Genomic DNA, 14412 nt, shown 5'->3' with positions numbered 1-14412 from the left:
AATATTCCATGAACCGCCGTATACCGAACGGTACGTACGGTGGTGTGAGAGGTCGGGGGCTCGCCGCCCCCTCCTACTCGATTATGGCTTTATTAGGAAAAGACTAATTGTTATTGTGAATCTGCCACTCGTCCTTCAGCACACTCATAATAATCCGGTCATAATAGGTACCGCCCCGCTTCACTGACGCCCGCATACGGCCTTCTTCAACAAAGCCCGCTTTCATGTACGCACGGATTGCCCGGTCATTATATTCGATGACATCCAGACCGATGCGGTGCAGGTTCAGTTCCATAAACCCGTAACGGAGAATCATTTGCAAGGCGTCGGCGCCGTACCCTTTGCCCCGATTGTCCGGGTCACCGATGCCAATAGCAAGACGTGCGGCCTGATTGTTCCATTCAATCCGGAAGAGGGCGACAAAACCGATTAACTTGTCATTATCCAGCGGCCGCAGCATAAATTCTACTCCGCTTGGGTTTCGGCTTTCTGTTTCCTTGAACGCATGGACCGCTTGCGGAACGGCATAATCAGTATCCAGGTTGGCCAGATAATCGAAATTTTCACTGAAACGGGACATCTGTTCTGCGTCACCAGGGTATGAAGCTGTGAATCTTAATAATTGTCCTCGAAAAAGATTAGTAAGGGTAGTAGTCATGTAAGCGCTCCTTAAAATTTATTATTTGCTCACCTCTTTATGATTGCGCAGACTCGTGTCCATTGGCATTCTCCTTTTAAATAAGTTAGGTTTATCTTATCACAGGTTTCAAAGCGGTTGTGCAACAACAAGGGAAACAAAACGTTATTCTTTGTGAGAGTAAAGTATTTTTTATCGTCCGAATGAAGTCATGCAGGTGTGAATGATAATTAATTAGTCGGAACAGATACCTATATAGTTACCCGGCAAGATATTGAACTTCTTGAAAGTAGTGATCATACGAATCTTTTGGATCTCGTGAAATAAGTTAGTTCCCGGAGTAGAAGAGTAAGTAGTCTCTCATATGGGACTTCCAGTATTCCCCGTCATGTCCGCCTTTGGATAAATGGTATTCAGCCTTAACGTTATGAATGCTCAGCTTCTTATAGAGCGCCTCGGAGCCTTCGTAAAATTTATAACCGTCTTCATCACCGCAGTCCAAATATACGGCAAGCTCCTGAAGATCAGCCGTTTCTGCAAGCAATAGGGGATCTCTTTGCTTTCTAATCTCTTCTGTAGGATAAATCCAGTCTTTCAAGCCACCCGTATCCGACCAGTTATTCATCCACACGGCAGGGCTATGACCACCCACTTTACTGAACAACTCAGGATGAGCGAAAGCATTATACAGCGCAGCCCAGCCCCCCATTGACAACCCTCCGATATACCGGCTTTCTCTCCTTGCATCTGTGCTGAAATGACTATCCACATACTTGATGATGTCCTTAATAATATAATCACTGTAATTGCCTTCCGAAGAAGAATTGAACCCATAGCTGTTATTGATTTCCGGAGAAACGATAATGAGGGGGTTGACCTTGCCCTCAGTCAGCAGTTCATCAGCCGCTTGGTCTATTCCGAGATCAGGCATCCATGCGTCCTCATTGCTTCCGTATCCATGATACATATAGAGAACCGGGTATTTCTGAGATTCATCATATCCAATCGGCAGATAAATATTGAAGTGCATTTCTCTATTCAGCGATTCACTATGAAAAGTAATCTTCTGAACGTTTGGCGAAGTGGAGACGGCTTCAATGGTCTCTTGATCGTTTTTTGCTGCATTCTGACGGGTCTCTGGCATGACGGTCGGATTCGGTTCAACATTACGTTCCTCTTGGGTGCACCCTGCTGATAATAAACTCATAAGCAGCAAACCGGCAGCGATAGGTATACTTTTTCTCAAGATAAAGTCCCCCCCGTATCTTCACATATAGATCTCTTTCTAATTTTATCTTATTAAAGTTTCAATCCAATGACTTTTTCGGCAATTTCTATCCAAATTCAACGGAGATATGATACATTTGTTGAGGATTATATATAAGGGGGAAATTGGTAAATGAAAGCTTTCAAATGGGCATTGACCGCTGTACTCGCAATCTCAGTGATGGGGCCGGTCAAACACGCTCATGCAGATGGGAAAAATATCGTCGATTATGATAAGGGCAATATGTTGCTAAGTGATGGTACAGTGTGGGTAGACACTCCAGACGACTCGGGATTTCAGAATTTTAATTATAATCTGATTGAGCTGGAGAATGGATATGGTGTCAGTAAGGATGGCAGTCTCATCCAGCTTTATGGCTCCGATGCTCCCAAGGTAGTACAGGATAAAACCGGTGTGGTTCAGGTGTCCGGGTCCAATTTCTTGAAGTCAGACGGTACCGTATGGACCATAGCCGGCAAGCAACTGACCGAATACAGCGATATTGCGATGATCGGTGGCTCCGGCAACAGTATAGTTACTTTATCCCGGTCAGGCGAGCTGAAGGCAAGCACAGGATTCGGCAAAAAGGTGGCACAATTCAGTTCAGCATCCGAAGTAGTCTCTATCGAAGCCTATGGTTCTTCCTACTCGGTGGACAAAATCCTGGTTGTTCTAAGCTCAGGCAAAGTCCTATTGTATAAGAAGTTTAATTTTGATGAGAAAGATCTTACGAAGTACATACCGATTGTTTTGTCTGAGGATGGAGCTGCGGCCTTATTTGGTAGTATCGGAACAGTTACTGTTCTATTAAAGGACGGTACCGTATGGTCAACGGACTATTCTGGTTCTTTCAGTGATGCTAAGCTGATCAACAAGTTTCCAAATCTGACCGGAGTTACTGATCTTGTGACTTACTCATATTATCTTATATTAACAACTCAAGATGGAAGTATGCTGGAATACTCTTCATCGAACGGAGTGTCCAAAAAAATCTTGCTTCCAGGACTTAATGATCTGACGTTCACCATGGATTCCACGGAATTTACAGTCGGTGACAGTGTTGGTGTGCAGATTAATGAGAAATGGGACCGGGGCGATATTAAACGTATTCCCCTCTCGCAAGCAAATATGGTTATCGAGAAGCCTACTCTGCTGCAGAAGCAGGCTGATGGCACCTTGAAGGCGATGGCCGTAGGAACAACAAAGGTAACTGTAACTTCAGGCAGTTTCTCCAAAACATTGACCGTAACCATTACTTCGAAATATGCCATTGGTAATGGAGCTTTTATTAAGGGAACTATGTTTATTCCGGTAAAATCGGTCTTCGAACAGATGGGTGGTACGGTCCAATACAATACAGCAACAAAAATCTTCAGCATCCAATTACAAGAGCATAAGATTCAACTGCAGACGGGAAGCGATACGGCTATAGTGGATGGCAACAAGATTAAAATGCCAGCCGTCGTGCAGAATGTGGACGGGGCCATTGTGTTCCCCGCTACGTTGATGAAAACAGGTCTGGGTGCAGAGTTGGTCTGGGACGGGACTTATCAGGTAATGACGATCCAGTTCGGTGCAGCAGAGCTTGAGATTCAGACGAAACAGACCGACCTGATTATCAAGAAGAAAGCGCAAGGCAATCTGTCAAAGCTTATCGGTAAAACCTACTGGATTAACAATTTTGATTCCGATTACCGTTTCCAGAAGGTCACTATTGCTGATATCATTCCGGATTACAAGGGTTATTTTGTGATTTCCTTTAAGCTCTCATCGGGTAAAATCATTAATTCCTATGACATGACAGCTTCATCTGTGGTTGATGTCCTTAGTTCTAAAGATTGCTTTTTCACTTCAGATCCAACCAAGCTTTATAAATTCTCCAGCTCGATGTGGGCCAAGATCAAGGCCGGTAAGATTTCCGTAGGCATGACGAAACAGCAGGTCGAATTAAGCTGGGGTAAACCAAGTGATATTGCGACCTTAACTGGTGGAGGCGTTAAAGTGGAGACCTGGTCCTTCGGCAATTTCAATTATGTTACGTTTACCAATGGTTTGGTCTCCATGATCTATACGAACTAGGATCAATTTCTAAACAGGAGGTCAATCGTGAAATACAGATATATGAAGTGTTTTATCATGCTCCTTCTGTTGATAATGCTGGCAGGATGCAGTAAGAAAGCGGAGGTAAGCAATGAGCCAAGCCCCGCGCCAATCAATGAACAGGGCAAAGAAAATAGACCGGTAAGCGATATTATATTTACGGAGCAGGAACCGGATCATTCGTGGGACAATATCGAAAAGCTGATGCATGATTATCTCCAGCATCTTACACTGGCTATAAACAAAGGTGACTTCTCCATCGTTAAGCCGGAACTAACCGTAGGAAGCGAACTTTACGATGAACAAAGCAAACTGGTGGGTAATCTGTCGAGCCGGGGGATCACTGAAAAGCTAATAAGATCTGAAATGTATGGATATTCTGACACGGATAAAGATGACGAATACGACGTGGAAATGACAGAGGTCATAGAAATCCATTATCCTGATAAAGCCGCTTCCACTAAAGAATTTCACTGGATATATACAGTAAAGAATAGTGGAGACAGCTTTACCTTAAGTCGTATCAAGGAATGGCCTAACTTCGCTGAGGATATGGAGAGGCGTGAGGGTGCCGTGAAGGGTGACGGATTTTATGTTGATGAGTTGATGGGATCTTATCCAGCGATTCTGGCGGAATGCCTTAATACATTGGATGTTACGGATCTTCGAGAAATATCAGCGGATGAGAGTGTTTTGGAACAGCACAAGCAGTTAGCAGTTGACCTTGTGAGCTTAGGACATAATTTCACCGTAGAAGGAGAAGTTCTGGATCAAAGCTGGGATCCGTATGTCTCTAAGATCCAGTTAAGCATATCTTATGTTGACTTCAACGGGAAGCCGCAGGAAGTGAAGCGGACATATCAATTTGAACTCGACGAAATCCGGTACCATTTTAGCGGATATGCTGTAATAAAGAGCTTTGAGGAGATTAGCCGTTAACTGAAAAGGGAGCCTAAGGCTCCCTTTTTTTCGCGTTCAATTATATAAAAAGGATTGACAGAAAGGAACGCTTTATTCTTTATATTTATTACTTCAACAGTATTTGGAACAAGGACTGTCCCGGAAGCAGTGATTTGTTGTGGGGATTGTCCTTTTTTAAAAGAGAGATTGACAATTGAAAAACAACATGGTAATTTCTAGAAGGAAACCGGTTTCCCAATGATTTGCCGATTAATTGCAATCTCCACGCTACAAACGCCCTATGTCTCAGAACGTTGAAGCCAAGACAGCATTCGATTTTACGGAGAGCAAATGTTTCAAGAAGTGAAAACGCTTCAATATGAAAGGGAGAGGATAAATGAAACGCAAGATTTGGTTTGTGCCCTTTTTGATTGTGACCCTGCTGTTTAGCCCGTTTATCAGTCTGTTTGTTGTTGCACCTTCCACAGTGTCTGCCGCCAGTATCGGTACAGTTACCGAGAACGACAGTATTTATCAAATTATGGTCGACCGGTTCTCTGACGGGGATACGACTAACAATGCTACCGGATCCGCCATCCGCTATGCGGAGGATTCAGAAGAGGATTTCCGCTATATGAAGGGCGGTGACTGGCAGGGAGTTATTAATAAGCTGCCATATATTAAAGGCATGGGGTATACAGCCATCTGGATCTCTCCGGTTGCTGAACCTCAGCTTACAAGCCGCGACAATAATGGATCAGGAAGAAATACAGCTTACCATGGATACAACGTGAAGGATCCGAACAAAGCTAATCCTTATTTCGGAACAAAAGAAAAACTGAAAGAGCTTGTAGATGCAGCCCATGCACAGGGCATTAAAGTAATCATTGATGTGGTTCCCAACCATATCGGTGATTACATGCTGAACACGCAGGCATTTTATGATATTGCTTCCCTGCAGCCCGCTGCTCCGTTCAACAATCCGGCCTGGTATCACCACAATGGAGATATTAACTGGACGCTGGTAGACGGCAGATATGACCAATGGGCACAGGATTATATTGAAAATCATGATTTGGCGGGTCTTGACGATATCGACTTCGATGTCCCTGCCGCGAAGCAGGCGATATTCGATTCCATAAAGGGATGGTTCACCTATACCGGAGCTGACGGTGCGAGAGTAGATGCCGCCAAGCTGATTAAACCGAGTGATGCCGGTGCGCTTGAAGATTATCTTGGCGTTAACACGTTCGGGGAGAATTTTGACGGCAATGCAGAGTTCGTATCCCGTTGGGTTGGGGCTGACAAAGAGTGGGGAATGCTGGACTTCCCGATGTTCTTCTCGATTCTGAACAGCTTTGCTTATGGACAATCCTTTGATTCCACAGTCAAAAGCACACTGGCCCAGGATTCACTATACAACGGAAATGCTAATCATATGGTTACGTTTATTGATAACCATGACCGCAACCGTTTCCTGACGGAAGCAGGCGGAAGTGTTGCCAAATTGCAGAATGCTCTGACATTCCTGTTCACGGTTCGTGGAACACCGGTCGTCTTCCAGGGGACAGAGCAGAATAAAGGTAATGGCAATGGTCAAATTATCAGCGGTGGAATTTCAGATACCTGGAACCGCTGGTCTATGGTGAAAAGGGATGCCAACGGCAACGTCGTTCAGGATTATTTCAATACCAGTACCAATACGTATCAATATGTTGCCAAGCTGAACCAGCTTCGCCAGCAGTATCAGGCTCTCCGGAGCGGAACTCAGCGTGAGATGTGGTCCGCGCAGAACCTGTACGCCTTCTCCCGCCGCGTAGACAGCGGAACAAATGCCGGTCAGGAGGTCATTTCCGTATTCAGTAACGCCACAAGCGGAACGCAGGCAGTTACGATTCCATTACGTGCTGAGAGCAGCTTAACAGTCGGCACTGTACTGGTCAATCAGCTTAATCCTTCTGATACGATTACCGTTCAATCGGGAGGAACCACCGGCAAACAGATCAGTGTCAGCGTAGGTGCGAATGTCTCCAAGGTCTACGCCAAAAACATTTCAGCGCCGGATACAGTACCACCTACGGTTCCAACGAATGTTACTGCAACATCTGTAGGTTCGACAAGCGCCAGTCTGAGCTGGACGGCTTCTACAGACACTGTGGGGGTTACCGGTTATGAAATTTACCGTAATGATGTCAAAGTAGGTACTTCAGCCACAACTTCTTATACGGATACCGGTTTAACACCTTCAACGAACTACAGTTATACGGTAAAAGCGTACGACGCAGCAGCTAATTTGTCGGCAGCCAGTGCAGCGCTTGCCGTTCTAACCTTGCCAAGCGGAGGGGGGACGGCAACTATCTATTATAAGAATACGGCCTATGCCAATTCCTATATTCATTACAAGCTGGATAACGCTACAACTTGGACGACTGCTCCTGGCGTTCAGATGACGTCCTCATCGTTCACAGGCTATAAATCGATTACTATTCCGCTGAATGGTGCTGCAGGACTGACGGCCGCATTCAATAACGGCAGCGGTACATGGGACAACAACGGTACGCAGAATTATCATTTTGCTTCCGGAACCTGGAGCCTGACGGGTGGGGTAATTACTTCCGGTGAGCCGCAGCCCGATGGTGTAACACTACAAGTTACGGTGCCGGCTTCAACCCCATCAACTGGCCCTGTGTATGTATCCGGAACATTTAACAGCTGGAATGCAGCCGATCCGGCTTACCAGTTAACCAAAGGAACCGACGGCAAATATTCGATTACACTCAGTCTGCCGGCAGGAACAGCCGTGCAGTATAAGTTAACACGCGGATCGTGGACAACGGTTGAGGTCAATTCGAACGGCACCGATATCGCCAACCGTACGTTGACTCCAACTGGAGGTGTACAGCTGGTTACCCTGACTGTTCAGCGCTGGAAGGATCAATAGACCCGGTTTCAGCAGGATAAAAGGCAAAGAGCGGATTCCCGATTACGGGACCGCTCTTTGGTATAGGGGGCTTCATTGGTTAATTGTTGCTCATTCAAGTGAGGTATCGATATTGCATAACTCATGTCTTCTACAGTATATCCTGAAACTATGTATGTCTACAGGTGGATTCACGTGTAATCAACTCAGGCTCCAGCAGCAGATGCCTGGATTCCTGTGATTCAGCTTCCATCTGCTCCATCAACCTTTCCCCGGCAGCTGTTCCAAGCTTGAAGGTATCAATATTTAGTGATGTAAGAGGAGGTGAAGTATACGGTGATAACGGATAATCGTCGAAGGCGGCCACTCCGAGCTCTCCAGGAATGTCTACTTGCAGTTCCCTGGCAGCCTGCAAAACACCAAAGGCTGTGAAGTTGCTCATGCACACCATGGCGTCAGGCTGGTCTTCTCCTTGAAGCAGGCTTATTGCCGCCTGATATCCCGTGTGCTCGTCAGCAGTACCATTCACTGTCCACTCTGGACGAATTAATGCACCGCTCCTTTGGAGTACAGTTCTGTAACCGGCGATCCGCCTTAGAAAGATACTTTCTTCAGCTTTACCACCAATAAAAGCGATACGGTGATATCCCTGGCTCAGCAGATGTTGTGTCAGCATTTCACCGCCCAACTCATTGTCAAAGTCTACCCAGTTTGCAGGGGCAGGGATTTCCCCAACCGATATGTATGGAATCTGATGACGGTTCAGTTCTTCGGCCAGTTCGGCGCTCAGTACGGAACTGTTGGCAATTAGCCCGTCAACCCTTTTGCTTAGTACTAATCTGTTCATGAAATCGGGGGAACCACTTTGAACATTGGAGATCGTCAGCTCATATCCGAGCGGAGCGAGCACAGCTTCAATGCCGCCTATAATATTGTAGAAGAATTGATTTAGAAACTCATCCTTCTTGGACATATCGATCAAGAGCCCGATGTTACGGCTGCTCTGCTTGGCAAGTCTGGTGGCGATGTCATTAGGGATATAATTCATCTCACTCATAATCCGGCGAACTTTAAGTTTGGTTTCTACCGATATTTTGGGAGAGTCGTTAATGACTTTGGATACAGTAGATTTGGCTACATTGGCGGCTCTGGCAACATCCTCTATGGTAATTTTCATAAGAGGCTCCTCCCCGGGTTCTATTATCATCCATAATATCACAATTCGTGAGCAATCTTGACTTTACTATCCATTAAAGAGGTTTACTTAAAAAAGGAGTGCAGAATAACATGTCCCATCCCTGGTTTTTTCATCATCTCAGTGAAGATCCGTTTATATACCCGGTTACATTAAACCTTCTTAAAGTGCGGTTGTTTGTCCCCGCCGGGCTTGATCTTGCCTGTAGTGTAGTAAGCAGTGACCGGTATGAGCCTCCCGGTCGTGAACGCCCAGTTACTATGGAACGGGTAGGCTCTGCCGGTGCTTATGAGATTTATGAAGCAGTCATTGAGGCGCCAATGCGGCGCAGCAGATACCTGTTTTACGCCGAGAATCCTGGAGGAATGTATGCCTGGTATGGGGAGAGAGGAATCTCTGAGAATCGAGAAAGGGCAGGTTCATTCCAGATTCCTTACATTCATCGTCCACGAGCTTTTGAGTTTCCTTCCTGGACAAAGGGATCTATCGTGTATCAAATATTCCCAAGTTCCTTTCATCCAGACGGATTGAAGGGAATAACCGAACGCTTGTATTATTTACGGGAGCTCGGCGTAAATCTGGTGTATATGACGCCAATCTTTGACTCACCGTCTGCCCACAAATATGATACTACCGATTATTACATGATCGATGAGAATTTTGGAAGCATGGAAGACTTGAAAGAACTGGTGCAGGTTGCCCACCGGAATGGAATCCGCGTGATTCTGGATGCAGTGTTCAATCATTCCGGCGACAAGTTTTTTGCCTTCCAAGATGTCATGGAGAAGGGTGAGGCTTCATCTTATACGAAGTGGTTTCACATTGATTCTTTCCCTGTGGTCCAGTCTCCGGTACCCAACTACGAAACCTTCGGAACCCATCTGGCATATATGCCTAAGCTGAATCTGGATCATCCGGCTGCTGCTGAATATATGATTGATGTTGCTAAATACTGGGTCAAAGAGGCAGGTATCGATGGCTGGAGGTTCGACGTCTCCAATGAGGTTAGTCCTTCCTTCTGGCGCAGAGTGAGAGATGAACTGAAAGCATTGAATCCTGAGCTGCTGCTGATTGGAGAGGTTATGCATGCTTCGGGCCAATGGCTCCGGGGGGACATGTTCGATGGTGCGATGAATTATCTGCTGCGTGATGCAATGTTGTCATTTTTCGCAGAACAGACTGTGGGCCCACGCGGATTCATGGAGCAACTTCTCCACTTGGAGGCTTTATATAATGATCAGGCGAATTTAGCCATGTTTCAATTGATCGGCAGCCATGACACCGAACGTTTTCTGACAGCATGCGGCAGAGGAAGAGGATGGGATAAAGAGGCAACAGCGAAAGCGAGATTGAAGCTGGCGGTATTTTTTCAAATGACTTACCTAGGGATACCTATGATATATTATGGTGATGAAGTAGGCATGGAAGGGAAGACAGATCCGGACTGCCGACGGCCAATGATCTGGGAGAGTAAAGAGCAGTCCAGTGAAATGCTGGAATGGTACCGGACACTAATATCATCTAGAAAAAGCCGGAAGGCGCTGACGGAAGGTACATACCGCAACTGGTTCATGGATGAGCCTCGTAACCTTCTTGGTTATACCCGAAGAAGCGGGAGAGACGTTGTAGGGATGGTAATCAATAACTCTCCGAACCGGTATGAGCTAGAACTGCCTGCATTCCGTCAGGATAAAGCCAATTTGATAGAAGTTCTATCTGGAGAGGCTGTAATCGGGGGAGGGGCCATTCGGATTACAATTGAGCCGTTCGGGTGTTTAATGCTGGAGTAGATAACACTCGAATTTAGAGTGTTATCTCAAAGAAAAGGAAGGACGTAGGGGCTTGCACCCGTGTCCTTCCTTTTTGACGTTACTCATCGATTTGTGAAGTCGGATTATTCAAATAACTCACTGTGAAGGGAGATTTCCGCCAGAGGATTCAGATACCACCCACCATCCGAACCTTTGACTACAGTCACAAGGCTGACCACTTGAAGTCTGCGGGAATCGGGGTTTCCAGCTTCTAGAATCGTCCGGTTAAAATAGACGGTGGCTTTGTTAGCCTCATAAGTTATGATTACCGGTTTCTCCATAGTATACTGAATTTTTTGTTGCTGGAAAAAGAACTCGTAATAACTGCGGAGTTCCTCTTTGCTTGTGAATCCGTAATCAGCCAGGGAAGCTGGATTAAGCAGAGTGGATAAGAGCTCGGCATTCTTCTCGTTCCGTGCTTTTATGTCTGTCTCGAGCAGAGTGATAATGGCTGTCTTGTCGGCCTCAGGTACGGCCGCTTCTTTTTGCGCAAGTGTTTTAAATTCAGGATATTCCTTCTCGGCCTCAAGGGTATGAATCATCCATGTATTATCTGACTGACGTTCCATCTCTATTGTTGTGTGCTCAATACGGTCAAGTATCCTTTATTTCCCTCATCCTCAAACGGCCATTATTATTTTTGCAGAAGAATGTAAAGAACAATTGACACCATGTATAGTTTATAATACATTATGTATATAATTATTTACTTCTTCATATTCATGACTATATTTATATTTGATCACAACCTGGAGGAATACGGATGAAAGCAATGGTGTGCACGAGATATGGTGGACCTGAAGTTCTTCAGCTACAAGAAAGGCCTAAGCCTGTTCCCAAGGATAATGAAATCAGAGTACGAATACAGGCAGCATCGATAACTCCATCCGATTGTGCATTCCGGAAGGCCAACCCTTTTATGATTAGATTTCTTTATGGACTCCGCAGACCGAAATATCCGGTTTTAGGCGTAGAGCTGTCTGGAGAAGTCGAGTCCATTGGCAAAGATGTACAGCTATTTAAAGTGGGAGATCAGGTTTATGGAATCAGTCCACGCAGCTTTGGCACATATGCCGAGTACAAATGTCTGCCTGAGACTCAGCCGATTACGCTAAAGCCCGTTAATATGAGTAATGAGGAAGCCGTTGCCATCTGCGATGGGGCATTAACAGCGCTTACGTTCCTGAGGGATGTCGCAAAGATTCAGCGGGGACACAAGATTCTGATCAATGGCTCTTCGGGGGCGGTAGGTGCATATGCAGTACAGCTGGCCAAAATTTTTGGAGCAGAGGTTACAGGGGTATGCAGCAAGGCGAATGGAGCTTTCGTTAAATCGCTTGGTGCTGATAAGGTCGTTGACTATAACCTGGAAGATTTTAACGCAAGCGGTCAGAGGTATGATGTTATTTTTGACGCGGTAGGTAAGAGTTCATATTCCCGGTGTAAAAGATCACTTTCTGCCAAAGGGGTCTATTTAACCACTGTTCCTACATTAAGCGCCATGCTCCAGATGATATGGACTTCAAAGAGCAAAGGTACAAAAGTGAAGTTCGTGGCGGCTGGCTTGCAGCAGAACAAAGAAAACCTTCAATTTCTTAAGAAGCTTGCCGAGGAAGAGAAGATTAAACCCGTTATAGACAGATGTTATGCGCTTGAACAGATCGCTGAGGCTCACAGGTATGTGGAGAAAGGCCATAAGAAGGGGAATGTTGTAATCAGTTTTACTGCTAAAGTCTTGTAAATCAAATCAAAAAAGGACTATAGAGCGGGCTGACTTAAGCCTGTCATAGTCCTTATACTCATAAATCTTCACGGAGTGGATTTTTGTTTTTAATGACAGCTTCTTTTTTGATATCTCAACGGACTAATATTTTGCCTTCACCAGCCAGCCTGCGCAGCACTTTGGGCAGACGATCGCCATCCGTTTCAGAAATGTCCAATTTAATTCCATAGTGGTAACTGTCCTGCAGTTCCTTGCTCCATTTCAACGTTCCTTCTAAATACATAGAGTCTTCGGTAAGATCCATCTCCATGCCAACACGTACCAGGTTTTTATCAGGATCGACGTTCAGCGGGAACGATAAACGGCAACCCGAACGACTAATATCAAACAGTACAGCACTTACAGGCTTACGGGGGACCGGAATCCCGTTAATAGTAAGGATATGAAGATCAAGCGAAGCAGGTTCTTTAAGGGTATATCGAAAAGGTTCAGTTCTGCGATTCGTGTTCATATGCTCCTCCATACTTTTCCATGTAGACTATTTTATATTTATCGACATGAAAGCTGGATTAGTGAAGTGCCGGGACACATTGGATTAGACTGTTGACATCAACTTACTTTCCAAGTAGCATATTAAAGGTCGTCATGTATCTAAATGAATATCGTTCTCGTATAACTCCGCATCCAATAAAGGCTAGAAGGGCGGAGGTTTCTACAGGAAGCCTACTCTTCCTAACTACGATGATAAGGAAAATGATCCATTTCCCTTATCCCGGAGTTAGGTTTATTTGCGTCATGCGAACATTTAATAATATCTGGAGGTCCAAAAATATGAAAGATATGAAATATTTAATATCCGTGTTAGCGGGGGCGATGAGCTACGGTATATTGTCTACGATTGTTGTTCTGGCTTATGCAGATGGGTATCAGCTTGGCGAGGTTGTGGGCACACAGCTGATGACGGGATGTATACTTGCCTGGTTATTGGCTCTATATACTAAGGTTAGAGAGAAGCGTAAACAACGTATGCAAGGTCCAGCGAGTGTTGTGATCAGCACAGGATTATCCTGGAAAAACAGACTGTTGCTTATGTTGGCTGGTGCTCCAACGGTAGTAACGGGTTTGTTGTATTATCATTCCCTTCGTTTTATTCCGGCTTCACTCGCGATCATATTATTGTTTCAATTTACTTGGATTAGCGTGCTGATTCAGGCAGTCAGTAAACGTCAATGGCCAGACAAGGTAACACTGTTCACGCTGCTGCTGTTGTTCGGAGGAACGCTGCTGGCGGCAGGGATTATGGATCAGGATGCATCTCATTTCAATGTTTTAGGTCTTACTTTAGGCTTTATGTCTGCAATAAGTTATTCCTTGTTCATTATATTCAGCGGTAAAGCCGTTCCTTCCGTACATCCGGTGTACCGGAGTGCATGGATGGTTACCGGCGGCATGTTATTGTTATTCATTTTATTTCCACCATATTTCCTGTTTAACGGCTTACTATGGGGACAGCTGCTGTTGTTTGGTTTCTTGCTGGGTTTGTTCGGTGCATTTATTCCACCTGTGCTGTTTGCGATTGGAGTCCCTCATATTGGAGGCGGCATGGCGGGAATTCTTGGTGCTGCCGAGTTGCCGGTTGCCGTATTGTTATCCTCGTTTGTGCTTCATGAGCAGGTGAGTGGATTACAATGGATTGGGGTTGTATTGGTGCTGCTGGGAGTCGTGATACCTGAGCTGTTTAAATTACGTTGGGGGAAAGCTCAGACAATAACTTCATAATTCATATTGGAATTCCTTAAACTTTAGCTATAAGGAACAGGTGTTAGATTACTTTATATGCAAGTGGCTTTATGATCGAA

At 45.3% G+C, this 14412-nt stretch carries 11 protein-coding genes and 1 riboswitch; of the genes, 6 read left to right on the top strand and 5 right to left on the bottom strand.

Translation table 11 applies throughout. The annotated features are described in order from the left end of the window. Window positions 1-103: 103 nt before the first annotated feature. Both ACAN55_RS19300 and ACAN55_RS19295 read right to left on the bottom strand, forming a co-directional pair. The gene (locus ACAN55_RS19300; protein WP_379136569.1) at window positions 104-658 is read right to left on the bottom strand and encodes a GNAT family N-acetyltransferase; all 555 of its coding nucleotides are present in this window, start codon (window positions 656-658) and stop codon (window positions 104-106) included. Between the two features lie 307 nt (window positions 659-965). Further along, complete coding sequence (locus ACAN55_RS19295; protein WP_379136566.1) at window positions 966-1883, bottom strand: alpha/beta hydrolase; 918 nt, start codon at window positions 1881-1883, stop codon at window positions 966-968. Window positions 1884-2036: 153 nt separating this feature from the next. Between ACAN55_RS19295 and ACAN55_RS19290 the strand changes: the two genes are divergently transcribed. The 3 genes from ACAN55_RS19290 (at window position 2037) to ACAN55_RS19280 (ending at window position 7845) form a co-directional block, all read left to right on the top strand. Further along, a complete protein-coding gene (locus ACAN55_RS19290) occupies window positions 2037-3983 on the top strand; it encodes a stalk domain-containing protein (protein WP_379136564.1) in 1947 nt (648 codons plus the stop codon). Between the two features lie 27 nt (window positions 3984-4010). Further along, window positions 4011-4943, top strand: coding sequence for a TcaA NTF2-like domain-containing protein (locus ACAN55_RS19285; protein WP_379136560.1), 933 nt, complete (start codon window positions 4011-4013; stop codon window positions 4941-4943). A 358-nt stretch (window positions 4944-5301) separates the two neighbouring features. Then, entirely contained in the window at window positions 5302-7845 is a 2544-nt protein-coding gene (locus ACAN55_RS19280) for an alpha-amylase family glycosyl hydrolase (protein ID WP_379136557.1), read from the top strand. A gap of 148 nt (window positions 7846-7993) precedes the next feature. Here the strand turns inward: ACAN55_RS19280 and ACAN55_RS19275 are convergent, their stop codons facing one another. After that, window positions 7994-9001 carry a LacI family DNA-binding transcriptional regulator gene (locus ACAN55_RS19275; RefSeq protein WP_379136554.1) on the bottom strand — a complete coding sequence of 336 codons (1008 nt, stop codon included), beginning with the start codon at window positions 8999-9001 and terminating at the stop codon, window positions 7994-7996. A gap of 110 nt (window positions 9002-9111) precedes the next feature. On the opposite strand from ACAN55_RS19275, the gene ACAN55_RS19270 reads away from it, so the two are divergent. After that, window positions 9112-10809 carry a glycoside hydrolase family 13 protein gene (locus ACAN55_RS19270; protein ID WP_379136551.1) on the top strand — a complete coding sequence of 566 codons (1698 nt, stop codon included), beginning with the start codon at window positions 9112-9114 and terminating at the stop codon, window positions 10807-10809. Between the two features lie 104 nt (window positions 10810-10913). Here the strand turns inward: ACAN55_RS19270 and ACAN55_RS19265 are convergent, their stop codons facing one another. Continuing rightward, window positions 10914-11399, bottom strand: coding sequence for a hypothetical protein (locus ACAN55_RS19265; protein ID WP_379136548.1), 486 nt, complete (start codon window positions 11397-11399; stop codon window positions 10914-10916). Between the two features lie 194 nt (window positions 11400-11593). On the opposite strand from ACAN55_RS19265, the gene ACAN55_RS19260 reads away from it, so the two are divergent. Further along, on the top strand, window positions 11594-12571 hold the full coding sequence (locus ACAN55_RS19260; RefSeq protein WP_379136545.1) for an NAD(P)-dependent alcohol dehydrogenase: 978 nt from the start codon (window positions 11594-11596) through the stop codon (window positions 12569-12571). Window positions 12572-12686: 115 nt separating this feature from the next. On the opposite strand, the gene ACAN55_RS19255 is transcribed toward ACAN55_RS19260, so the two are convergent. Further along, window positions 12687-13064 carry a PilZ domain-containing protein gene (locus ACAN55_RS19255; protein WP_379136541.1) on the bottom strand — a complete coding sequence of 126 codons (378 nt, stop codon included), beginning with the start codon at window positions 13062-13064 and terminating at the stop codon, window positions 12687-12689. Window positions 13065-13201: 137 nt separating this feature from the next. Beyond that, window positions 13202-13312, top strand: a riboswitch (purine riboswitch). Between the two features lie 81 nt (window positions 13313-13393). Here ACAN55_RS19255 and ACAN55_RS19250 point away from each other — a divergent pair. Continuing rightward, the gene (locus ACAN55_RS19250) at window positions 13394-14332 is read left to right on the top strand and encodes an EamA family transporter (RefSeq protein WP_379136584.1); all 939 of its coding nucleotides are present in this window, start codon (window positions 13394-13396) and stop codon (window positions 14330-14332) included. The last annotated feature ends 80 nt before the right edge of the window (window positions 14333-14412 follow it).

Source organism: Paenibacillus oryziterrae (genome assembly GCF_042610485.1).
In the GTDB taxonomy this organism is placed as follows: domain Bacteria; phylum Bacillota; class Bacilli; order Paenibacillales; family Paenibacillaceae; genus Paenibacillus_AQ.
The sequence above is the reverse complement of the archived record's forward strand: the minus strand, read 5'-3'. Positions and strand labels throughout refer to the sequence as shown.

What these genes read in the sequence shown, in the direction of transcription:
- ACAN55_RS19300 (WP_379136569.1), bottom strand. Translation starts at nt 658, where the DNA reads ATGACTACTACCCTTACTAATCTTTTTCGAGGACAATTATTAAGATTC.
- ACAN55_RS19290 (WP_379136564.1), top strand. Translation starts at nt 2,037, where the DNA reads ATGAAAGCTTTCAAATGGGCATTGACCGCTGTACTCGCAATCTCAGTG.
- ACAN55_RS19280 (WP_379136557.1), top strand. Translation starts at nt 5,302, where the DNA reads ATGAAACGCAAGATTTGGTTTGTGCCCTTTTTGATTGTGACCCTGCTG.
- ACAN55_RS19275 (WP_379136554.1), bottom strand. Translation starts at nt 9,001, where the DNA reads ATGAAAATTACCATAGAGGATGTTGCCAGAGCCGCCAATGTAGCCAAA.
- ACAN55_RS19270 (WP_379136551.1), top strand. Translation starts at nt 9,112, where the DNA reads ATGTCCCATCCCTGGTTTTTTCATCATCTCAGTGAAGATCCGTTTATA.
- ACAN55_RS19265 (WP_379136548.1), bottom strand. Translation starts at nt 11,399, where the DNA reads ATGGAACGTCAGTCAGATAATACATGGATGATTCATACCCTTGAGGCC.
- ACAN55_RS19260 (WP_379136545.1), top strand. Translation starts at nt 11,594, where the DNA reads ATGAAAGCAATGGTGTGCACGAGATATGGTGGACCTGAAGTTCTTCAG.
- ACAN55_RS19255 (WP_379136541.1), bottom strand. Translation starts at nt 13,064, where the DNA reads ATGAACACGAATCGCAGAACTGAACCTTTTCGATATACCCTTAAAGAA.
- ACAN55_RS19250 (WP_379136584.1), top strand. Translation starts at nt 13,394, where the DNA reads ATGAAATATTTAATATCCGTGTTAGCGGGGGCGATGAGCTACGGTATA.